This is a genomic window from Arthrobacter sp. SLBN-53 (genome assembly GCF_006715585.1).
Taxonomy (GTDB): Bacteria; Actinomycetota; Actinomycetes; order Mycobacteriales; family Mycobacteriaceae; genus Mycobacterium; species Mycobacterium neoaurum_A.
Genome location: NZ_VFNN01000001.1, coordinates 4,735,403 through 4,757,502 on the forward strand (window position 1 = coordinate 4,735,403; position 22,100 = coordinate 4,757,502).

Below are 22,100 nucleotides of genomic sequence, written 5' to 3' on the forward strand. Positions count from 1 at the left end.
GTCCGGCCGCTCGGGTATGTAGTCGGTATGGACAAAACAGCCATCGACGCGATGAACCAGGCCGTCATCGAGGAGTTCCGCACCACCGGCGGCCAGGCGGGCGGGGTTTTCGCCGGTAAGCCGTTGATCCTCCTGCACCACATCGGTGCGAAATCGGGAACCGAGCGCATCGCGCCACTGGTACCTCTCATCGACGACGGCAAGGTCTACATCTTCGCCAGCAAGGCCGGCGCGGACACCAATCCGGACTGGTACCGAAATCTGGTCGCCCACCCGCAGGTGACGGTCGAACGCGGCACCGAGACCTACCAGGCCTCGGCCCGGGTCCTCGAAGGCGCCGAGCGGGACGAGGTGTACGCCAAACAGGTTGCGCTCCAACCGCAGTTCGGGGAGTACCAGCGCAAGACAGACCGGGTGATCCCGGTGGTGGAGCTGGTGCGGTCCTAACCGCGTAGGTGCGCGTCGAAGAAGGTGAACACCCGCTTCCACGCGTCCTCGGCGACGGCTTCGTTGTAGCCGAAGCCCGTCACCCGCAACAGTGCCTGGGCGGGCAGTTGATTGGCGAAGCTGTGGCCCGCGTCGGGATAGACCTTGATATCGGCGTCGATCTGCTCGGCTCCGACCGCCTTGTTCAGAGCGGCAGGCGCACCGCGGCCCAGCGGATCCTTGGCGCCGAAACTCGCCACGATGGGACAGGCGCCGCGCAGCGTGTCCGCCAGATTCTTCGGTAGCGGTGTCCCGTAGAACGGCGCCGCCGCGCCGAAGCCCTTGGGCGACAGGATCAGCGCGAACTGTCCACCCATGCAGAATCCCGCGATCCCTATCGTGCCGGTGCAGTCGGTTCGCTCGATCAGATGGCGCCGGGCGGCCAGGATGTCGTCGATGGCCGGGCCCTGTTTGGTCAGCGCTGCCCGCATCACCGTGGTGATGCAGCGGGCGCGGCCGCCGCGGGCGTACAGGTTCGGGGTGATGGCCAGGTAGCCGGCGGCCGCGACCCGTTCGGAGACGGCCTCCTTGTCGGGACGGTAGCCGATGGCGTCGTGCACGATCACCACGCCGGGCCACGGTCCGGCACCCGCGGGGGTGCCGATCAGTGCGTCGATGGGACCCTCGGGGGTGTCCAGGGTGATGGTGCTCATCACCCAAACCTAGAGGCCGTAATGTCGCTTGTCGTGTCTGACTCTGTTGACCTGGCACCGGAGGTCGTCGTCGCGCTGCAGCGGATGCGTCAACGCGACGACGTGCCACTGCGCTGTAACAAGGGCCCCATCCGAGCGGCCGTCGCGGCCGCGGTGCACGCGCTGTCCGCCGACGAACTCGGCGCCAGGGTGCGGCCGTGGGATCTGTCCGCATTGCGGCGGGCGGCGGCTGGGCTGGGGCCGATTGACGGTGCGACGGTGCTCTTCGTCGATGACGGTGTCCTGGTCGCCGAGTTACGCCCGGACGGCCGGCGGATCGCCCTGCGCGGTGTCGACGACAGCTGGCGCCTCGTCCGCTTCCTGGCGGCATCCGAGCGCCCCGATGCGGTTCGGTTGTCCTCCGAGAGCTGCCGCGAGATCACGTTGGATCGGCTGTCGGTCGAGGGTGTCCTGGCGGCGCTGGGCATCGACAAGCCCGATGACGTCGAATTGGACGTCGAATCCGCGAAACTCGCTCATGGTGAAACCGAGACCCGCTACCGCTATCTTTTCACCCACCAGGGGCGTTCGGTGCTGGCCGAAGAGGTCACCTGCGAAATCGACGACGCCGCCTCGAGCTCCCGCCGGGTGCGCGGTGTGGTGATCGACAACGGTCGTGGCGCACTGCTCACCGGTAGCCGGGACCGGGCTGTGCTGATCCGGGGTTGATAGCTTGACCGGATGACTGGCGTGGCGCACGGACCTCTGGCCGGGGTGCGCATCATCGAGATATCGAGTTTCGTGGCGGTGCCGCTGGCGGGTATGACGCTGGCACAGCTGGGCGCGGAGGTGATCCGCGTCGATCCCGTCGGTGGTGCCGCCGACTACCGACGCTGGCCCGTCACCGAAGCCGGCGACAGCATCTACTGGGCCGGACTGAACAAGGGCAAGCAGTCCGTCGCGGTCGACATCCGCTCGGCCGAAGGCAGGCAGATCGTCCGCAGGTTGATCGCCGATGCCGGCGTCCTCATCACCAACGTCGCTGGGCGGCAATGGCATTCCTATGACGAATTGGTTTCCCTGCGTCCCGACCTCATCCACGTCGAGATCTCCGGTCGTGCCGACGGAGGGACCGGTGTCGACTACACGGTCAATGCCGCGGTCGGATTCCCGCTGATCACCGGGCCCGCCGAGTGCGACGCCCCGGTCAATCACGTACTGCCGGCCTGGGATGTGTCCTGTGGGCTGTACACCGCGCTGGCAGTGGTGTCGGCGCTGCGGGCACGTGATGTCGGCGCAGGTGGTCAGCGCATCACGATACCGCTGGAGAACGTCGCGCTCGCCACGGCGGGCAACCTCGGTTTTCTCACCGAGGTGTTGCTCGGGGCGGGAGAACGCCCTCGCCTCGGGAACTCCCTGTACGGCCAGTACGGTCAGAACTTCACCAGCAGCGATGGCGCCGTATTCATGGTTGTCGCATTGACCGGCAGGCATTTTCGGGATCTCGCCGATGTCACGGGGACCACCGCGGCGGTCGACGCGCTCGGCGTGGCGTTGGGGGTGGACTTCACCGACGAGGGGCAGCGTTACCGGCATCGTGACGCCCTGACCGGTCTGTTCACCCTGTGGTTCGCTCAGCACAGCGCCGCGGAGATCACCGCCGCCCTGACACCCACCTCGGTGCTCTGGGAGCGTTACCGCAGCTTCTCCGAGGTCGCCGCCGACCCGCGCGTCACCGACAATCCACTGTTCACCAGCATGGATCAGCCCCGGATCGGCCGGTATCTGGCACCGGGGCTTCCCATCGCCACCGACGGCAGTTATCCACCGGCGGTACCCGCACCGGCGCTCGGTGACCACACGGCACAGGTGCTCGCGACCTTGGGTCTTTCCGACACCGAGATCGAGGCACTGGTCGGGTCGGGAGTCGTCGCGTGAGCACATTGACCGACCTGCTGACCGTGCGGCAGACCGGGGTCGACAGCTGGCACGGGTCTGGTGCGGGCCCCGAGGGCAAGCGATCCTTCGGCGGGTTGTTCGCCGCGCAGAGCCTGGCGGCGGCCATCGCCACGGTGCCCGCCGAGAAGCGGGTGACCAACATGCACCTGCAGTTCCTGCGCGGCGGGGAGGCCGGTGACGGAGCCGATTACCGCGTCGAGCGGGTCTACGACGGCAGGACCGCCGCGGCGCGCCGGGTCGAGGGCCGCCAACACGACCGCCTGCTCAACACGGCGACGGTGTCGTTCTCGGCCGAGATGGCCGGGCCCGAGCACGGCACGCATCCGATGCCCACACATCCGGACGCGTTGGACCCTGACCGATCCCTGGGCCCGTCACCGTCGGTGCCCCTGGACGAATTCGAGATCCGGGTCGATGATCAGGGCGACGGGCCGGACTTCGTGCGGCGTTTCTGGTGGCGCGCCACGGTTGCGTTGCCCGCAGATCCGGTGCTGCACACCCTGGTCGCGGTCTACATCACCGACCTCTACGGCGTCGACCCGATCTTCGCAGTGCACGGGCATTCGATGCGCGATCGCACCTACCGCGGTGGCACGACCGACACGTCGATGTGGTTTCACCGGCCCGTCTTCGCCGATCAGTGGAATCTGCTGGAATCCCGGTCCCCGGCGGCGGCCCGGGGGCGCGGCGTCGTCTCCGCATCGCTGGTGCGCGCCGACGGCGCAATCGCCGCCACCATGGTCCAGGAGGGGCTGGCCGCCAACCGCTGACGCAACCGGCGGATCGCCTGGGCCACCCCGACTCCGACCGCCAGAGCGGCCAGCACACCCGCCAACCGGTGCTCACCGAACAGTGGGTAGACCTGGAAATGCGTCAGATAGATGTAGAGCGAGGCATCGGCCAGCACGGCGAGCACGCCCGCGGCCGGTATCGGGCAACGCAGTGACGGCAACCAGATCAGCAATGCCAGACCGCCGAGAACCAATGCCTCCCGGACCGGGTCGGCGAAGTACCCGTACACACCCACGGCGGTCACCGCGGTGACCGCGGCACGTTGCCACCCCGAGGTCGCCTTCGAGACCGCCCACCCGACGGCGAAGAACCAGAAGGCGGCCATGCTGAACCAGGCGGCCTCCCCGGTCACCAGATAGCGCAGGATCAGCCCGGCGACCAGGAACACCGCGGCGACGCCGAAGCCGTGCGCTCGTTCGATCCGGTCGACCGCCGGTAGCGCCAGCGCCAGCGTCAGCAACACCAGGACCCAGACGAGCACTTCGATGAACCACAACCGGCCCGCTGTCATGCTGTCGAATGGCCCGAGAATCTTGTTGGCCAGCAGCAGATTCGTCCAACCATAGTCGTCGCTGAACGACATGGTGATCGCGATCCACAGGATGGTCGGTACGGCGATCCAGCCGATCGTGTTGCGGAGCTGGCGGATCCGCTCCGTGCGGGGGACCCCGGTCAGGCAGAACCGTCCGAAGTTGTAGCCGGCGACACCGAGCAGGATGTGCGCACCACCCCACATCTTGAACAGTTCGGCATGTGATCCGACGATGAGCACGATCGCCACGGCGCGCAGCGCCACACTGGTATCCATGGTGGCCGTCCATCGGCGCCGCCGCGGTTGCAGCGCCTCCAGTTCGGCCAGCGACAGCTGGGCCCATTGCCGGGGGAGCATGCCCAGGGCGCGTTCGATGCGCACCGACATGGACACGTAGGTCAGCGAGTTCCCGCCGAGGTCGACGAAACTGGCGTGGGGATCGATGCCTGCGCGGTCGAGGTGCAGGACGTCGGCGAAAATGGCGCGCAACGGGGTGGCGGCGGCGGTCTGCTCGGTGCGCAGCGCCTGCACCGCCGGATAGTCCGGCTTGCCCGAGGACAACATGGGCAACCGCTCGACCGCGACGACGTCGACCGACCCGGCGGGCAGACCGGTGATCTCGGTGACCGCGCTGCGCACCGCCGATGTCGGGGCGGTCGTCGCGACGACCATGACCTCGTCGAGGACGGCACACAGCGCGGGAAGCTCACGCTCGCGCAACGCCGACTCGACCCGTTGTAGGTCGATGCGCAGGCCGAACAGCTTGGCGATGCGATTGGCGCGGCCGACGACCTCGAAGAGACCGTCGGGACCGACACGCGCCAGGTCGCCGGTGCGCAATTCGGTGATGACGCGGCCGGTCGCCAGGTCGGCACGGTCGTGGGCGTACCCCATCATCACATTGGGTCCGGTGTAGACGAGCTCACCGATGCGACCCTGGTCGCCGTCGGCGACGTCTCCGTCGATGCGCAGATGTCCACCGGGAATCGCGCGCCCGATCGCCTCGGGGCGCTCGGCGGCGAATTCAGGTGGCAGATAGGCCATTCGGGCGGTGGCCTCGGTGGCGCCGTACATGACGAACAGTTGCCATCCGTTTCGGCGACCGAGCTCGGCGAAGGCGCGCACCCGCCGAGGTGCCAGTGCGCCGCCGGCCTGGGTGACGTAACGCAGGTGCGGTAGATCCATCGAGTCGAATCCGATGCGGTCCAACAGGTCGAAGGTGTAGGGCACCCCGGCGAACGTCGTGGCCCGATGGGCACGGAACACATCCCAGAACTGTGCGTCGATCACCGACAGCTCGGTCAGCAGCAGGGCAGCACCGCGCAGCAGGTGGCTGTGCACGACCGACAGTCCATAGCAGTAGGACATCGGTAACGTCGTTGCCGCACAATCGGTATCGCGAATGTCGAGGTACTCGGCGATGGAACGGGCATTGGCGATGAGGTTCTCGGCCGACAATCTGACCAGCTTGGGTGAGCCGGTGGTGCCCGAGGTGGACATCAACAGCGCCAGGTCGGGATGCAGCACACGCTCGGGCGCCCGGCGGGGGTGTGCGCCGAGCGCGTCGATGACGATATCGGGCGCGTAGGTGTCCAGCAGGTCGCTGTGGTCTCCGCCGGGTGGCACCGGCAGCACGACGTGTCCCGCGGCGAGCGCGCCGAGGTACCAGGTGAGCGTGTCGATATCGTTGCGGGTCTCCAGCAGCACGAGCTTGCGGGGACCACCGAGTTCGGTGGCTGCGGCCTCGACGAGACCGGCAAGTGCCCGATAACTGACCGTGGTCTCTGCGGTGTGCACTGCCGGGCGCTCACCGTGACGACGCAGATGGGCGATCAGATCTCTCATGGCAGCATCAGGGCGGTACCCAGGACCGTGAGGCGGACCTTGGTGTCCACCGCGGGCGGGTCGATGCTGTGCTGGCGCACCGTGATCGGAGCAGTCTCGCCGATATCGACGGTGAGCAGCACGTCGTGGCCGAGGAATTCGGTGGCCAGCACCGTGCCGATACCGGGTTCGGGGTGCGGTCCGGCATCGGCGATCGTGGCGGCCACCAATTGCTCCGGACGCAGCAAGACGGTGCCCGAGCGTGCGGCCGGTGTCCCCGACAGCGGTATCCGACCGAGCGCACAGTCGGCCGCTCCATCACGGACGGTCGCCTGCAGGAAAATGCAGTCGCCGAGGAACTCGGCGGTGAACCGATCGGCCGGGGCGCGATAGACCTGTTGTGGCGTGCCGACCCCGGTGAACCGGCCGGCCCTCATGACGGCGACCTGATCGGCCACCGACAACGCCTCGCCCTGGTCGTGTGTGACCAGCAGGGTGGTGATCCCGGCCTCGGTGAGGACCTTGGTGACCGCACGCCGGGTGGCGGCACGCAGTCCGGTGTCGAGCGCCGAGAACGGCTCGTCGAGCAGCATCAGGGCCGGCTTGCGGGCCAGGGCACGGGCCAGGGCGACGCGCTGCTGCTGACCGCCGGACAGTTCATGGGGCCGGCGCTGCGCGAAAGACGGCTCCAGTGAGACGGTTTCGAGTAATTCGGCGACCCTCGACCGAACCTCGGCGCGGCGGGGTGAGCCGTCCAAACCGTAGGCGATGTTCGCTCCGACCGTCAGATGCGGAAAGAGCGCACCGTCCTGGGCGACATAACCGACCGAACGGCGATGCGGGGCAACACAGGACTGGGCCGAGGCCACCCGGCGTCCGGCGATGTCGATGGTGCCGGAGTCGGGTTTGTCGAATCCGGCGACCAGGCGCAGCAGGGTGGTCTTACCGCACCCGGAGGCACCGACGACGGCCGTGATGCTGCCGGTGGGCAGCGTCAGGTTCACCTGGTCGAGAACCGGTGTGCCGGTGAAGGATTTGGACAGATCGTGCACGGCCAGCGTATCGGTCATGAATGCGTCACCTCGCGGAAGAGTGCCACCGTCACCGGGATGGAGAGCGCCACCAGGACCAGGGCGTACGGGGCGGCGGCGGCATAGTCGAGCTCACTGGACAACGACCAGAACCGCATGGCCAGCGTGCGGGTACCGGTGGGCGCGAGCAGCAGGGTTGCGGTCAGTTCGGTGGCCACCGCCACGAACACCAGCGCCGCTCCCGCGCCGGCCGCCGGGGCGATCAGCCGCAATGTCACCCGCAAGAAACTGCGGGTCGGCGACAGTCCCAGTGACCGCGAAGCCTCCTCGAGCCCCGGCGGAATCTGGGCCAGCCCGGCGCGCAGGCTGACCAGCGCGCGCGGCAGGAACATCAGAACGTACGCGCCGAGCACGAGGGACACCGTCTGGTACAGCGGGGGAGCGAAGCGGATCGCGACGGTGACCAACGCCAGCGCGGTGACGATCCCGGGCATGGAGCTGGTGACGAAGTTCGCGCCCTCCACTGCTCGGGACAGTGCGCCGCGATACCGCACCGCGAGCCACGCGAACGGGAAAGCCGCCAGCGTGGTCAACACCGCCGCCACCGCCGCCAGCACTGCCGTCTGCCCCATGGCCTGGGTCAGGTCGACGGCATCCCACACCGCCACCCCGCCGATCCACAACCAGCGCAGCAGCGTGTAGACCGGGACGCCAAGCGCCAACAGCGCGAAGATCGTCAGCCCGGCCAGTGTGGGAATGGTCCACCCGCCCAACCGGATCGGAGTCATCACCCGCGGGGCACCCGAGCCCACCCGCGCGAAGCGGGCATGGCCGCGCAGTACCGCTTCGGTGGCCAGCAGCACCAGGCACAGCACCACCAGGACACCGGCCAGGGTTGCCCCGGCCGCGCCGTCGAAAGTTGCCTGGAACTGTTCGAAGATGGCGGTGGTGAAGGTCGAGAAGCGCAGCATCGCGAAGGCGCCGTACTCGGCGAGTAGATGCACGCCGATGAGCAGTCCGCCGCCCAGAATGGCCAGCCGCAGCTGTGGCAGCACCACCCGGCCGAAGACGCCGACCGTTCCCGACCCGAGTGCGCGCGCGGACTCCTCGATGGCCGGGTCCAGCCGCCGCAGGGTCGCCGCCGCGGGCAGGAACACGAACGGGAAATAGGAGAGCGTGGCGACCAGCACGCCTGCCCCGAAGCCGTGCAGGGTCGGCCATACGCTGACCCAGGCGTAGCTGTTGATGAAGGCGGGAACCGCCAGCGGTGCGACCAGCAGCGGTCGCCACAGCGCGGCGCCGGGCACATCCGTGCGCTCCACCAGCCAGGCCGCACCGACACCCAGCACGACACACAGCGGCACCGTCACCACGACCAACCCGACGGTGTTGAGCAGCAGCTCACCGACCCGGGGCCGCACCACGAGCTCGTAGATGCGATCCGGTCCGGTGCTGATGACCGCCCACACCACATACCCGAGCGGGATGAAGGTGGCGGCCACCAGCACGCCGATGGCGCCGGTGAGTGCCGGGCCGGGGCGTGCGGCGGGTCGCGGTCCCGGAGTCGGGCGGTCGGTGTGCGTGGAAACCACCTAGAGCAGGCCAGCCTTCGTCATCAGGTCCGTCACCTTGGCCGCGTCGAGGGTGGACGGATCCACCGCAGGCGCCTGCAGGGTGTCCAGCGGGGGCAGCGCCGGGTTGGCGGGCACGCCGCTGGCGACCGGATACTCGTACGAGGTGCCCTTCTCCAGCACCTCCTGGCCGGCCTTGGAGGTGATGAACTTCAGGAACTGCTGGGCCTGGTCCTTCTTCTTGCTGGACTCGAGCACGCCGCCGCCGGAGATGCTGATGAAGGCGCCCGGGTCCTCGTTGCGGAAGTAGTGCAGCGCGGTGTTACCGCTGATTTCCTTGGTCTTCGCCTGGTCGCGGAACCAGTAGTAGTGGTAGATGATCCCGCCGTCGATCTCCCCGTCGTTCACCGCGCGCAGTGTGGCGATGTTGTCCTGCAGCAAGGTCGCATCGGACTTCATCGCCGACAGCCAGGCCGAGGTGGCCTGTTCGCCGGTGAGCTGCAACATCGCCGCGATGATGGCCTGGAAGTCGGGCTTGGCCGGGGGAGCGCCCCAACGGCCCTTCCATTCGGGCTTCTGCAGATCCATGATCGACCGCGGCAGCTGCCCCAATTGCACCTTGCTGGTGTTGTAGACGAACACCGTCGAGCGCGCGGCCACACCGGTCCACTTGTTCGTCGAGGGCCGGTACTGGGCCGGTACCTGTTCGACGGTTGCGGGGTCGACGTCGGCGAACAGCCCGGCGTCCTCGACGGCGGCCATCGCCGGTGAGTTCTCGGTGAGGAATACGTCGGCCGGAGAGGAGTCACCCTCGGCGATTAACTGGTTGCCCAGCTCGGTGTCACCGCCCTGGCGGTAGGTGACCTTGATACCGGTCTCCTTGGTGAAGGCGTCGATCCACTCCTTGGTGAGCGACTCGTGTTGCGCGTTGTAGATGAGCAGTTCATCGCTTTGATCGCTGGACGAGCACGCGGTCGCCGCCGATACGACAGCAAGGACGGACAGCAGTGCCATCACCCGTCGGAAGTGGATACCCATGAGGCAATCCTTGCATCCCTACCTAGGTAAGGTTTGCCTTCCCCCACTATTCACAGGCAGCGCAACGGGAAGGCATCCCGCTCGGCCCGCAATAACGCCTCCGGATCGTCGAACACCGACTGCGGATCGACCCACTGGATGGACTGACTGTCGCCCAATCGACGGAAGTACAGGCACCGGCCCGGGCCTGCTGTGCGATCTCTGGCCAGCCGCGGCGGCAGCGGCAGCCGGTGGAGACCGCCGCCGATCGGGGCGGCGCCGGCCTGTCGGGCGCTGTCGAACCTCAGGTAACGCAGCGCGACGGGTCGCTGTTCGCGAGTGCACCGCGACGAGATCATGCGCACGGACAGCTCACCGGCGAGCACGCACCGGTAGAGGGCCTCGTCGAACTCGACCCCGTGCAGGTGGAATCTTCCGGTGCCGTCGGACCATTCGATCGCCGGGCGGCCGGTATCGCAGTGCACGACATCGGTGTCGGCACTCTCGTAGCGAGTGGTGGGCATCGGCACCAGGAGCACTTCGCCGTGGATCGGCAGGATCCAGCCGAGGCCGAGGCGGACCGCGCGACGCATGGGCTCGCAGTGGCGGGCCCAACGGCGTGCCGAGACGATGGTGTTCGGTGGCAGCCACTCGGCTTCGGGCATGGTCGCCACGAAGTGGTTGTAGAGAGTGTCGCGCTCGTCACGCAGCCGCACCGTGCCAGGAGCGTCCTCGATATCGCGGTTGCCGGACCACCGGTGCATCCGGCGCCAGCGTGGATCCGGGCCGATGACCGAGGCGATACGCAGCGCGCGATCGAGGGCGGCAACGATGGTGTAGCCCGTTCGGTGGCCGACATCGTGGGTGACACAGAATTGCGAGACCAGCGCGATGGCGGCGTCGTCATCAAACGACCCGGTGGGCGCGGTGATATCGGACCGGAGCACACGGGTGGGGTTGGACATGGGCGTGACGCTAGCGATGGGGTCCGACATGTCCATTTCGCGACAACCGGGTGCGCGGGCACGGCCGATCACGCAGGATCGAGGCATGAAACAGATTGCCACGCTCGCGCTCGCCGGCCTCGCCGCGTCCGTCATCTCCGTCTCGGCCGCCCCGGCAGCGCAGGCTGCTCCGCCATGCTCGGCGAGCAATCTGGCGACCGTGGCCAGCGGTGTGCTGGCGCAGGCCGGTGGCTATCTGGACACGCACCCGTCGGCCAACGATGTGTTGACCGCGGCGGCCAATCAGCCGACCAATGAGGCCGAGCAATCCATCCGCGGTTACTTTCTCACCCACCCGGGTGAGTTCCTGGACCTGCAGAACATCGCCAGACCGCTGATCGATCTGCGCCGCTCGTGCGGGGTGGCGGTCTCACCCGGTCAACTGGCGGCACTCATCGACGCCCTGAGCTGACGAGCCGGGTACGGACGGCTCAGAGCCGTCCGTACCGGCTGCGCACGAAACTGTAGGCGCCGTAGGCTGCGATCCCCACGGCCGCGATGATCAGCAGGAACTTGCCGAACGGCGCCTGACCCAGAGTCTTGACCGCGGCGTCCAGACCGGAGGCCTTCGCGGGGTCGGCCTGCAGGGTGGCGACGATGACGAGGATCCCGGCACCGGCGAGCACAAGCCCCTTGGCGGTGTACCCGGCAATGCCGACCGCGGTCATACCCGTGCCGCCGGAGACCCGCAGATCCTTGAAGAACTTCTTCGACACGCCCTTGTAGACGTGGTACCCGCCGACACCGAGAACCCCGAGCCCGATCACGATCAACACGGCCCTACCCCAACCGGACTGCATCAGCTGTGCCGACATACCCGAGTTCTGCTGGCCGCTGGATTTACCGCCTCCGGTGGCGAAACGCAATGCGGAGAACGCAATTGCGATGTTCGCGACCGCAAGGCCGACCGATTTGGCACGTTTCCAGGCCGGCGAGTCGTCGTCTCCGGATCGTTCGGTCGGCTTGGATCCGACCACCGCCTCGGCCAGGTGCCACAGCCCGAGGGCGAACAATCCCAGCGCCGCGATCCACAGCATGACCTGACCGCCGGTCTGGCCGGCCAGGGTGGCCAGCGCACCGGATTGATCGGCGTTGCCGCCGCTGCCGAGCGCGAGCCGCAGGATGATGTATCCGAGCAGCAGATGTAGCACGCCGCTGGCCGCGAAGCCGGCGCGGGCGCCGTACTGGAATGCGTCGCTGTCGGTGGCCCGGTCCACCGCGCCGTGGACCGGGCTCGCGCTCGTCTTCATGGTGTCTCCCCGTACCGCCGATTGACGTCTTCGATGGGCCCGGGTACCCCCTTTTTGACGCGCGCGAAACCGTCAACCGAAGATGAGGCCGCCGGTCTTGGTGGTGGCGCGTGCGTAGCGGTCCTGGACGTCGGCCCAGTTGACGACGTTCCAGAAGGCCTTGACGTAGTCGGCCTTGACGTTCTTGTACTGCAGGTAGAAGGCGTGCTCCCACATGTCGACCTGCAGCAGCGGGATGATGCCCAGCGGGACGTTGGCCTGCTGGTCGTAGAGCTGGAAGGTCAGCAGGCGGTCGCCGAGGCTGTCGTAGCCCAGGACGGCCCAGCCCGAGCCCTGCAGTCCGTTGGCTGCCGCGGTGAACTGGGCGCGGAACTTGTCGAAGCTGCCGAACTGGTCGTCGATGGCGGCCGCGAGGTCACCTTCGGGCTTGTCGCCGCCGTTGGGGGAGAGATTCTTCCACCAGATGCTGTGGTTGACGTGGCCGCCGAGGTGGAAGGCCAGGTTCTTCTCGTTGAGGAAGATCGCCGACTGGTCGTCTCCTGCGCGGGCCTCTTCGAGCTTGGCCACGGCGTCGTTGACACCCTTGACGTAGGTGGCGTGGTGCTTGCTGTGGTGCAGTTCGTTGATCTGGCCGGAGATGTGGGGTTCCAGGGCGCCGTAGTCGTAATCGAGGTCGGGCAGGGTGTATTCAGCCACCGGGTTTCCTTTCGTTGCGGGTACCTCGGCCAAGGTAGAACCTGAAGCGGCCTTGAGGTCAACCGTCGGCTGCGTCACCATGGGTGCCATGACCGGCCCGAGGTGGAGTGCCTTCAAGGGCGCGGTGAACCGGGCCACCGCAAGTCGGACCGTCGAGTCGATCGCCCGCATCGGATACCCCGTGAGCGGGATGCTGCACCTGTTGATCGCCTACATCATCGCGCGCATCGCATTCGGGTTCCGGGGAGAAGCCGACCAGACCGGGGCATTGGCGGTGCTCGCCGGACAGCGCGGCGGGTCGATGTCGTTATGGGTGGTGGCATTCGGTCTGTTCGCATTGGCGATGTGGCGATTGGCCGAGGTGGTGCTCGGGCTGCATCCGGGTGAGAGCGCCACCGCGGACAAGCGGGATACGCCGTTGGTCAACCGGCTCAAGGCGCTCGGACTGGCAGTCGTCTACCTGGCGCTCGCCTTCGCGGCGGTGCAGTTCGCGATCGGCGTGGGCAGGCAGGGCAGTGAGCGGGCGGCCGGGCTGAGCGCGCGGCTGATGCAGACCGGTGGTGGCAAGGCCGTTCTGGTCGCCGTCGGGTTGGCGATCGCGGCGTTCGGCGGCTACTTCATCTACAAAGGCGCGTCGCGGAAATTCCTCGGCGACCTCACGGTGCGGGGTGGACAGCTGATGACCGTGCTGGGTTTGGTCGGTCATGTCGCCGAAGGGCTGGTGTTGTCAGCGGCGGGGATCTCGGTGATCGCGGCATCGTTCCTGCATGATCCGGCGCGGGCGACCGGACTGGATGCAGCGGTACGGGCGCTGGGGCAGACGGAATACGGCCAGGTGACCTTGCTGGCCGCGGCGGCGGGCTTTGCCGCCTACGGGTTGTACAGCATTGCGCTGACGCGGTATTCGCGGATGTGAGCGGTGGCCGCGGGCCCGTACCTCGACCCAGGTTCACAAGAACACCCTGAGTAGAACCATTGCGTGCGCAATGGGGCGCCCTCGATAATCACCGCCATGAGCCACGCCGAGCCACACAAGACCGACTCCACCCCGGCCCTGTCCGGGATCGCGCCGCAGCTGGAGGAGTTGGCCGCGCGCCTGGGCGTCAAGTCGGTGCTGGTGATGCGCTCGGATCCGGACTCGATGGTGGTCGCGGCCACCGCCGGAGAGGCGACCAAGCATTACACCGTGGGTGCGGCGGGTAAGAAGGCCGGCGCCGATGACAGCCGGACCCCGCTGTACTGCGAGCGGGTGGTGGATACCGATGAGGCGCTCTTCGTTCAGGATTCGCGTGTCGACGCCATCTTTGCCGGTAACGAGGACGAGACCGAATTCGGATTGCACAACTATCTCGGTGTTGCCGTGCACGATGCCGATGGGCGAGTGGTCGGCACGGTCTGCGTACTGGACGACACGGCGCGGGAGTACACCGCCGATGAGCGTGCTGAGCTGGACCGGGTGCGCACCGAGGTCGAGAAGGTGGTGGCCACCGATGGCGACGCGCTCGGGTGAATGCGTCTGTGGATGAATCGGTGATTGTGGATTAGTAGGTCTGCGTCGGCAGTTGGTGGCGCTGGGTGTCCGTGGTCGGGTGCAGGGTCGGGGTATGGAAACCTGGACCCGCGCCGAGATCGGGGCTTTGGGCGAGCAGATTGCGGCGGATCATCTGAGCTCGCTCGGTTTGACGGTGCTGGAGCGTAATTGGCGGTGCCGTTTCGGCGAGTTGGATGTGATCGCGTTAGATCCGGTGTCTCGGGTCGTGGTGTTCGTGGAGGTGAAGGCGCGCACCAGTGATCGGTTCGGCGGTGTCGCGTATGCCGTCACCCCGGAGAAGGTGCGCCGGTTGCGGCGGTTGGCGGGCCTGTGGTTGGCGGCGCATCCCGGTGGTTACGCCGGGCTGCGTCTCGACGTCATCGGGATCCGATTCGGGCGTAGCCGGGAGCCGCAGCTGCGTCATCTCGAGGCGGTCGGCTGATGGCATTGGGGCGGGCATTCGCGGTGGCCATCCGCGGGCTGGACGGCATCACGGTGGAGATCGAGGCCGATATCACCAGCGGTCTTCCGGGGGTGTTCCTGGTGGGGCTGCCCGATACCGCGTTGCAGGAGGCGCGGAATCGGGTGCGGGCGGCGATCACCAACTGCGATAACAGCTGGCCCGACACCCGGTTGACGTTGGCGCTGTCGCCGGCGACGTTGCCCAAGGGCGGCTCGGCCTATGACTTGGCGTTGGCCTCGGCGGTGATGTCGGCGCAGCTCAAGCAGCAGTGGCCGGCGTTGGAGAAAACGGTGTTGCTGGGTGAGTTGGCGCTCGATGGCCGGGTGCGGCCCGTCAACGGCGTGTTGCCCGCGGTGTTGGCGGCCAAACGCGACGGGTGGCCCGCGGTGGTGGTGCCGGTCGGGAACCTGGCCGAGGCCAGCCTGGTCGAGGGCATCGAGGTGTGGGGTGTGCAGAGTCTGCGGCAGTTGCACGCCTGGTTCAAGGGCGCGGGGCGGTTGACCGGTCGGATCGAAGATGTGGAGACGCCGTCGGCGCCGCCGTGTCCGGACCTGGCTGATCTTATCGGGCAGACCGAGGCGCGGATGGCCGTCGAGATCGCGGCGGCGGGGGCGCATCATCTGTTGTTCACCGGGCCGCCCGGTATCGGGAAAACGATGCTGGCGCAACGGTTACCGGGCCTGTTGCCGGTGTTGACCGACGAGGAGTCCATCGAGGTCACGGCCATTCACTCGATCGCGGGCACATTGTCGCCGGACACCCCGCTGATCACCAGGGCGCCGTTCATCGCGCCGCACCACTCCTCGACCGTGGCGGCGATGGTCGGCGGGGGTACGGGACTCGCGCGCCCGGGCGCGGTCAGCCGGGCTCATCGCGGGGTGCTCTTCCTCGACGAATGCGCCGAGATTGCCACGAGCGTGTTGGAAGCACTGCGAACTCCTCTGGAGGACGGCGAGATCCGACTGGCCCGTCGCGACGGCGTGGCCCGGTACCCGGCGCGGTTCCAACTGGTGATGGCGGCCAACCCGTGCCCGTGCGCACCCACGAATCCGGCCGATTGCCTGTGCAATCCGGGGGCCAAGCGGCGATATCTGGGCAAGCTGTCGGGCCCGCTGATGGACCGCGTCGATCTCAAGGTCGAGATGCACGCGATTCGCTCGGGCGCGTTCACCCACGATATGGCGGAACCGACCGCGGCGGTACGCGACCGGGTCGCGATGGCCCGCGCCACGGCCGCCGAGCGCTGGCAACGATTGGGTGTGCGGACCAATGCCGAGGTACCGGGAACGGTCTTGCGCACCACCTTCCGGCCCGGCAAGGCCACGATGGCAGTGCTGCGGGCGGCGGTGGACCGCGGAAAGCTCAATCTGCGCGGTGCCGATCGCACGCTGCGGATCGCCTGGTCGATCGCCGATCTTGCCGGCGCGCAATCACCGACTCCCGAGCACGTGGCCACCGCGTTGAGCTTCCGCCAAGGGGGTGCGCGATGACCGACGATGTGCGGCGGGCCTGGGCGTACCTGTCGCGGGTCGCCGAGCCGCCCAACCATGAACTCGCGAAACTGGTTGCCACACATGGTCCCGTCGAGGCCGCCGCGATCATCCGGGCCGGGGCCGAACCGCTCGAGTTGCGTAACGCGGTATCCGCGCGCCGGGATATCGACCGTGCCGCAGTGGATCTGGAGATGCTTGATCGGCGCGGCGGCCGGCTGATCACCATCGATGATCCGCAGTGGCCGCACCTGGCTTTCGCGGTGTTCGGCTCGTCGAATGTCACCGACCGTGAATCTGGCCGGTCACCGCTGGTGTTGTGGGCGCTGGGACCCGCGGCGCTCGATGATGTGGCGGCACGGTCGGCGGCCATCGTGGGAACCCGGGCGTGTACGTCATACGGTGAGCACATGGCGGCCGATCTGGCCGCCGGTCTGGCCGAGCGTGATGTGGCCGTGGTGTCCGGCGGTGCGTACGGCATCGACGGTGCTGCGCACCGCTCGGTGCTGGGGGTCGAGGGCGTCACCGTGGCGGTACTGGCCTGCGGCGTCGACGTGTCCTACCCCGCTGGGCATTCCGCAATGCTGCACCGGATCGCGGCGAGTGGCCTGGTGCTCAGTGAGTACGCACCGGGGGAACGGCCCACCCGGTACCGGTTCCTGACCCGAAACCGGTTGGTGGCCGCGCTCGGCGGGGCGACGGTGGTGGTCGAGGCGGGTGTGCGCAGTGGCGCGGCGAACACCGCCGCCTGGGCCAGGGCGATGGGCAGGACCGTGTGCGCCGTGCCCGGCCCGGTCACCTCGGCCGCTTCGGCGGGGTGTCATGTGCTGATCAGGAACGGGACGGCGGAGTTGGTCGGCCGGGCCGAGGAGGTCGTCGAAATCGTCGGCAGGATAGGCGAACTCGCCGATGATCCGGAGCATCCGCAGATGCCCCTCGACGGATTGTCCAGGGAGGAGATGCTGGTGTACGAGGCGTTGCCCGCGCGCGGGTTGCGCAGCGTCGAGCAGATCGCCGTCGACGCGGGCGTGCCGCCCGAACACGTGCTGGGACCGCTGGCGCTGCTGGAGATCGCCGGCCGGGTTGAGCGTCGCGACGGGCGGTGGCGGATCACCTGCGATTGACGCGGAGCCCACCACGACCCACGCGTGCCTCGTAGAGTGGTGAACGGATCAGCTAACGATATTGCGAGGTAGTGCCATGGCAGGACGCCCTATTCATACGTTCGAAGTGATCAGCAAGCTGCAGCTGACACCGCACATGATTCGCCTGGTGCTCGGCGGTGTCGGGTTCGACACCTTCAAGCCCGGCGGGTTCACCGACTCCTACGTCAAGATCGTCATCGTCCCGGCCGATGTCGACGTCGTGGCACTGCCGCACCCACTGACCCTCGACAGCTTCATCGAACTGCCCGAGTCCAAGCGCCCGACGGTGCGCACCTATACCGTGCGCAGCATCGACGATGCCAAACGTCAGATCGCCATCGACTTCGTCGTCCACGGCGAACTGGGGGTGGCCGGTCCGTGGGCGGCGGCCGCGGAACCGGGCCAGCCGGTGTACCTGATGGGGCCCAGCGGCGCCTACGCACCCGACCCGGCGGCCGACTGGCATCTGCTCGCCGGCGACGAATCGGCGATACCCGCCATCAGCGCGGCGCTGGAAGCGCTGCCGCCCAACGCAATCGGCCAGGCCTTCATCGAGGTCAGCGGTCCCGACGATGTCCTCGAATTCGTCAGCCCGGAGGGCGTCGACGTGCATTGGATCTACCGCGGCGGCCGCGCGGACCTGGTCAGCGAGGCACAGGCAGGCGACCACGCCCCGCTGATCGCTGCGGTGAAAGAGGCGAAGTGGCTGCCCGGACAGGTCCAGGTCTTCGTTCACGGCGAGGCGCAGGCGGTGATGCACAATCTGCGTCCCTACCTGCGCAAGGAACGCGGTGTCGAGGCCAAGTGGGCGTCCATCTCGGGCTATTGGCGCCGCGGACGCACCGAAGAAACTTTCCGCGAATGGAAGTCGGAGCTAGCCAAAGCCGAGGCGGGCCAGACAGACTGACCCCATGGCATACGGCGACTACCAGCTGGAGATCTATCTACAAGGGCTGGCGGGAGTGCTGCCGTCGTATCCGATTCTGTTCGCCGAACTGGAACAGCGAGCCGAGTACGCGTTGTCGCCGTCGGTGTGGTCCTACGTGGCCGGCGGGGCGGGCGATGAGCGCACCCAGCGGGTGAACGTCACCGCCTTCGAGCGCTGGGGGCTGATCCCGCGGATGGGGGTCGGGGCCACCGAACGACACCTCGAGATCGAGTTGTTCGGGCTGACACTGCCGTCCCCGGTGTTCATGGCGCCCATCGGCGTCACCGGCATCTGCAGCCAGGACGGTCATGGTGACCTCGCCGTCGCCCGGGCCGCCGCGCGCACGGGGGTGCCGATGACGGTCTCGACCCTGACGGCCGATCCGCTGGAGGACGTCGCCGCCGAGTTCGGCGACACCCCCGGCTTCTTCCAGCTCTACACCCCCAAGGATCGGGAGCTGGCCGCAAGCCTGGTCTCGCGGGCCGAGAAGGCCGGCTACAAGGCCATCATCGTCACCCTCGACACCTGGGTGCCGGGATGGCGCCCGCGCGACCTGAGCACCTCCAACTTCCCGCAGCTACGCGGCAAGTGCCTGTCCAACTACATGAGTGACCCGGTCTTCCGGGCCGGTCTGGCCCAGTCGCCCGAAGAGAATCCACAGGCCGCGATCCTGAAGTGGGTCAGCACCTTCGGCCAACCCGTGACCTGGGATGACCTGCGCTGGTTACGGGCCCAGACCGAACTTCCGCTGATCGTCAAGGGCATCCAGCACCCCGACGATGTCCGGCACTCCATCGACGTCGGGATGGACGGTATCTACTGCTCCAACCACGGCGGCAGGCAGGCCAACGGCGGGTTGCCGGCCCTGGACTGCCTACCCGAGGTGATCGAGGCCGCCGACGGGGTGCCGGTGCTCTTCGATTCCGGCGTCCGCACCGGTACCGACATCGTCAAGGCATTGGCATTGGGTGCCTCGGCCGTCGGCGTCGGACGGCCCTACGTCTACGGGCTCGCGCTCGGCGGCACCGACGGCGTGGTCCACGTGCTGCGGTCACTGCTGGCCGAGACCGATCTGACGATGGCCATCGACGGCTATCGCAGCCTGGCCGATCTCACCCCGGATACGTTGCGGCGCGTCCACTAGACACCTTCGGTAATTCTGCGACCGTGAAGCGGTGACCGAACCGTCGATCGAGACCCTGCTCGAGGAATTCGACGAGTATCTCGAGCTGAACCGCGGCCGATCGGCACATACCCGCCGGGCCTACCTGTCGGACCTGCGTTCGCTGTTCGAGTTCACCGGCGGCGGGCTGAGCACCCTGACCCTGCCCCGGCTGCGGTCCTGGTTGGCCGCGCAGGCCGGTGCCGGAGCGGCGCGCAGCACCCTGGCCCGGCGTACTTCCGCGGTGAAGACCTTCACCGGCTGGGCATTGCACCGCGGGTTGCTCGGCACCGACCCGGCCGCACGGTTGCAGACACCGAAATCGCACCGCGTGCTGCCCGCCGTGTTACGCCAGGACCAGGCCCTCGATGCCATGGAAGCGCTCAGCATCGGTGCGCAGCAACATGATCCGCTGGCCTTGCGGGACAGGGTGATCGTCGAGTTGCTGTATGCGACCGGGATCCGGGTCAGCGAGCTGTGCGGGCTGGACGTCGACGACATCGACACCGCGCGCCGGTTGTTGCGGGTCCTGGGCAAGGGCAACAAGGAGCGCACCGTGCCCTACGGCGAACCCGCCGAGGATGCGCTGACGGCCTGGCTGCAGACCGGTCGACCCGCGCTGGCCACCGCGCACTCGGGTCCGGCGCTGTTGTTGGGCGCCCGCGGCGGCCGGCTGGACCAGCGGCAGGCGCGCACCGTCGTGCACCAGACCATGGCCGCCGTCGACGGGGCGCCCGACCTGGGCCCGCACGGCCTGCGGCACAGCGCGGCCACCCATCTACTCGAAGGTGGCGCAGACCTTCGGGTGGTGCAGGAACTGCTCGGCCATTCGACGCTGGCGACCACCCAGCTCTATACACACGTCAGCGTGGCCCGGCTGCGCTCGGTGCACGACCAGGCGCACCCGCGGGCATAGCGAGCGATTTCGGCGCGCTCGCGCTCGGTGAGCGGGCGTCAGCGCGCCGAAATCGGCTTGAGCACGATCGGCGTCCCGTCCAGCAGCCCCAGCGGATCGACATAATCCGCCCGTGCGGCCGGACCCCACATCGCCCCCCAGTGCAGGCAGGCCGACACCGGGCAGCCGGGATGACCGGCGCGCAGCGTGCCCAATGCGGTCCCGGCCGACACGTGCTGCCCGGGACGCACCGCGGCCTCGACCGGTTCGTAGCTGGTCCGCAACCCACCGGGATGCTGCACCGATATCAACGGCCGACCGGCGAGCACCGCGGCGAAGACGACCACACCCTCGCCCGCCGCGTACACGGTCTGCCCGCCGGCACCGCCCAGGTCGACCCCCCGATGACCGGTCCGCCAATTCGGCTGTGGGGCGTCGAAACCCCGGGTGACGGCGGGGGCGGGCCGCAACGGCCAGGACAGCCGAGCCGTCTCGGCCGACACCGGTGCCGCGACGGCCAGCGCCGCGGCGATGAAGGTCACCGCCCATCTCATCTGCCCAGTTCAGCGCGCTATCGTCGGGAACGAAACCCCACACCGGCCCACTGTGGACGAACGGGCGTTTGTGGAAAACGCGCGTGGTAAAAGCACAGGTTCCCACGGTGTAAACTTCTTCCCGCAGCTCACATCCGTGGGCTGACTTCGCGCGTCTGCACCGCAACCCGCACAAACAGGTTGCTCAGCATGCCGGGCGGTCCCGACCGGGAAACCGGACGGGTCCGGCAGCAGCAGGCGCCAGGGCCGGGCATCGACCGATGTCTGGCGTCAACCGAACACCTAGTGAGGCACAACCATGGCCGTCGTGACCATGAAGCAGCTGCTCGACAGCGGCACCCATTTCGGACACCAGACCCGGCGCTGGAACCCCAAGATGAAGCGGTTCATCTTCACCGACCGCAACGGCATCTACATCATCGATCTGCAGCAGACGCTGACCTACATCGACTCGGCCTACGAGTTCGTCAAGGAAACCGTCGCCCACGGCGGCAGCATCATGTTCGTCGGCACCAAGAAGCAGGCGCAGGAATCGATCGCCGAAGAGGCGACCCGCGTGGGGATGCCCTACGTGAACCAGCGTTGGCTCGGCGGCATGCTCACCAACTTCCAGACCGTGCACAAGCGCCTTCAGCGGATGAAGGAGCTGGAGGCCATGGAGCAGACCGGTGGCTTCGAGGGTCGCACCAAGAAGGAAATCCTCATGCTCACGCGTGAGAAGAACAAGCTGGAGCGCTCGCTCGGCGGTATCCGGGACATGGCCAAGGTTCCCTCGGCCGTCTGGGTCGTCGACACCAACAAGGAGCACCTGGCCGTTGCCGAGGCTCGCAAGCTGAACATCCCGGTCATCGCGATCCTGGACACCAACTGCGATCCCGACGTGGTCGATTACCCGATCCCGGGTAACGACGACGCCATCCGTTCGGCCGCGCTGCTCACCAAGGTGATCGCCTCCGCGGTCGCCGAGGGTCTGCAGGCCCGCTCGGGCGCCGGTAAGGCCGAGGCAGGCCAGGACGCCGCCGCCGAGCCGCTCGCCGAGTGGGAGCAGGAGCTGCTGGCCGGTGCCACCACCGGTGCCGCAGAGGGCGCTCCCGCCGCCGAGACCACCACTGACGCTTCCTAAATCTTTTCAGGAGAA

General features: G+C 67.9%; 22 protein-coding genes and 1 pseudogene. 14 read left to right on the forward strand and 9 right to left on the reverse strand.

The annotated features are described in order from the left end of the window. Positions 1-27: 27 nt before the first annotated feature. Complete coding sequence (locus FBY28_RS22710) at positions 28-447, forward strand: nitroreductase family deazaflavin-dependent oxidoreductase (protein ID WP_141869479.1); 420 nt, start codon at positions 28-30, stop codon at positions 445-447. On the opposite strand, the gene FBY28_RS22715 is transcribed toward FBY28_RS22710, so the two are convergent. Further along, positions 444-1,139 carry a dienelactone hydrolase family protein gene (locus FBY28_RS22715; RefSeq protein WP_141869480.1) on the reverse strand — a complete coding sequence of 232 codons (696 nt, stop codon included), beginning with the start codon at positions 1,137-1,139 and terminating at the stop codon, positions 444-446. The two genes, FBY28_RS22710 and FBY28_RS22715, sit on opposite strands and share 4 nt — an antisense overlap. Positions 1,140-1,172: 33 nt before the next feature. On the opposite strand from FBY28_RS22715, the gene FBY28_RS22720 reads away from it, so the two are divergent. From FBY28_RS22720 to FBY28_RS26295, 3 genes and pseudogenes are all read left to right on the forward strand, one after another. Continuing rightward, the gene (locus FBY28_RS22720) at positions 1,173-1,847 is read left to right on the forward strand and encodes a hypothetical protein (RefSeq protein WP_141869481.1); all 675 of its coding nucleotides are present in this window, start codon (positions 1,173-1,175) and stop codon (positions 1,845-1,847) included. 12 nt (positions 1,848-1,859) lie between these two features. Continuing rightward, positions 1,860-3,056 carry a CoA transferase gene (locus FBY28_RS22725; protein WP_141869482.1) on the forward strand — a complete coding sequence of 399 codons (1,197 nt, stop codon included), beginning with the start codon at positions 1,860-1,862 and terminating at the stop codon, positions 3,054-3,056. Between the two features lie 23 nt (positions 3,057-3,079). Then, positions 3,080-3,772: pseudogene (locus FBY28_RS26295) on the forward strand (acyl-CoA thioesterase); the annotation flags it as partial. Here FBY28_RS26295 and FBY28_RS26455 read toward each other — a convergent pair. From FBY28_RS26455 to FBY28_RS22755, 5 genes are read right to left on the reverse strand one after another with little or no spacing between them, the layout of a single operon-like run. After that, positions 3,715-6,246, reverse strand: a complete 2,532-nt coding sequence (locus FBY28_RS26455; RefSeq protein WP_216847904.1) for an AMP-binding protein — start codon at positions 6,244-6,246, stop codon at positions 3,715-3,717. The pseudogene FBY28_RS26295 and the gene FBY28_RS26455 sit on opposite strands and share 58 nt — an antisense overlap. Next, a complete protein-coding gene (locus tag FBY28_RS22740) occupies positions 6,243-7,295 on the reverse strand; it encodes an ABC transporter ATP-binding protein (protein WP_141869484.1) in 1,053 nt (350 codons plus the stop codon). The genes FBY28_RS26455 and FBY28_RS22740 overlap by 4 nt, the downstream gene beginning before the upstream one ends. After that, positions 7,292-8,848 (reverse strand): ABC transporter permease, encoded by a 1,557-nt coding sequence (locus tag FBY28_RS22745; RefSeq protein WP_141869485.1) that lies wholly within the window; start codon positions 8,846-8,848, stop codon positions 7,292-7,294. Before FBY28_RS22745 ends, FBY28_RS22740 begins: the two co-directional genes overlap by 4 nt. After that, on the reverse strand, positions 8,849-9,865 hold the full coding sequence (locus tag FBY28_RS22750) for an iron ABC transporter substrate-binding protein (protein ID WP_141869486.1): 1,017 nt from the start codon (positions 9,863-9,865) through the stop codon (positions 8,849-8,851). 50 nt (positions 9,866-9,915) lie between these two features. Then, entirely contained in the window at positions 9,916-10,809 is an 894-nt protein-coding gene (locus FBY28_RS22755) for a hypothetical protein (protein WP_141869487.1), read from the reverse strand. Between the two features lie 85 nt (positions 10,810-10,894). Between FBY28_RS22755 and FBY28_RS22760 the strand changes: the two genes are divergently transcribed. Then, on the forward strand, positions 10,895-11,260 hold the full coding sequence (locus tag FBY28_RS22760; protein WP_019511333.1) for a heme-binding protein: 366 nt from the start codon (positions 10,895-10,897) through the stop codon (positions 11,258-11,260). Positions 11,261-11,279: 19 nt separating this feature from the next. Here FBY28_RS22760 and FBY28_RS22765 read toward each other — a convergent pair whose 3' ends face one another. Together FBY28_RS22765 and FBY28_RS22770 are read right to left on the reverse strand one after the other, a co-directional pair. Next, on the reverse strand, positions 11,280-12,098 hold the full coding sequence (locus tag FBY28_RS22765; protein WP_141869488.1) for a DUF1206 domain-containing protein: 819 nt from the start codon (positions 12,096-12,098) through the stop codon (positions 11,280-11,282). Positions 12,099-12,170: 72 nt separating this feature from the next. Further along, entirely contained in the window at positions 12,171-12,794 is a 624-nt protein-coding gene (locus FBY28_RS22770) for a superoxide dismutase (RefSeq protein ID WP_141869489.1), read from the reverse strand. A gap of 88 nt (positions 12,795-12,882) precedes the next feature. Between FBY28_RS22770 and FBY28_RS22775 the strand changes: the two genes are divergently transcribed. From FBY28_RS22775 to FBY28_RS22810, 8 genes are all read left to right on the forward strand, one after another. Continuing rightward, a complete protein-coding gene (locus FBY28_RS22775) occupies positions 12,883-13,710 on the forward strand; it encodes a DUF1206 domain-containing protein (protein ID WP_141869490.1) in 828 nt (275 codons plus the stop codon). 96 nt (positions 13,711-13,806) lie between these two features. After that, entirely contained in the window at positions 13,807-14,304 is a 498-nt protein-coding gene (locus FBY28_RS22780; RefSeq protein WP_141869491.1) for a GAF domain-containing protein, read from the forward strand. Positions 14,305-14,398: 94 nt separating this feature from the next. Next, complete coding sequence (locus tag FBY28_RS22785) at positions 14,399-14,767, forward strand: YraN family protein (RefSeq protein ID WP_141869492.1); 369 nt, start codon at positions 14,399-14,401, stop codon at positions 14,765-14,767. Continuing rightward, complete coding sequence (locus tag FBY28_RS22790; RefSeq protein WP_141869493.1) at positions 14,767-16,278, forward strand: YifB family Mg chelatase-like AAA ATPase; 1,512 nt, start codon at positions 14,767-14,769, stop codon at positions 16,276-16,278. Before FBY28_RS22785 ends, FBY28_RS22790 begins: the two co-directional genes overlap by 1 nt. Then, a complete protein-coding gene (dprA, locus tag FBY28_RS22795) occupies positions 16,275-17,402 on the forward strand; it encodes a DNA-processing protein DprA (RefSeq protein WP_141869494.1) in 1,128 nt (375 codons plus the stop codon). Before FBY28_RS22790 ends, dprA begins: the two co-directional genes overlap by 4 nt. Before the next feature lie 76 nt (positions 17,403-17,478). Beyond that, positions 17,479-18,330, forward strand: coding sequence for a siderophore-interacting protein (locus FBY28_RS22800; RefSeq protein WP_141869495.1), 852 nt, complete (start codon positions 17,479-17,481; stop codon positions 18,328-18,330). A gap of 4 nt (positions 18,331-18,334) precedes the next feature. Then, positions 18,335-19,495, forward strand: coding sequence for a lactate 2-monooxygenase (locus tag FBY28_RS22805; RefSeq protein ID WP_141869496.1), 1,161 nt, complete (start codon positions 18,335-18,337; stop codon positions 19,493-19,495). A gap of 31 nt (positions 19,496-19,526) precedes the next feature. Then, positions 19,527-20,429: a tyrosine recombinase XerC gene (locus FBY28_RS22810; RefSeq protein ID WP_019511990.1), complete on the forward strand. Its 903-nt coding sequence runs from the start codon at positions 19,527-19,529 to the stop codon at positions 20,427-20,429. A gap of 38 nt (positions 20,430-20,467) precedes the next feature. Here FBY28_RS22810 and FBY28_RS22815 read toward each other — a convergent pair whose 3' ends face one another. After that, positions 20,468-20,962 carry a M23 family metallopeptidase gene (locus FBY28_RS22815; protein ID WP_141869497.1) on the reverse strand — a complete coding sequence of 165 codons (495 nt, stop codon included), beginning with the start codon at positions 20,960-20,962 and terminating at the stop codon, positions 20,468-20,470. A 298-nt stretch (positions 20,963-21,260) separates the two neighbouring features. On the opposite strand from FBY28_RS22815, the gene rpsB reads away from it, so the two are divergent. After that, on the forward strand, positions 21,261-22,085 hold the full coding sequence (gene rpsB, locus FBY28_RS22820) for a 30S ribosomal protein S2 (protein WP_019511992.1): 825 nt from the start codon (positions 21,261-21,263) through the stop codon (positions 22,083-22,085). Positions 22,086-22,100: the final 15 nt, after the last annotated feature.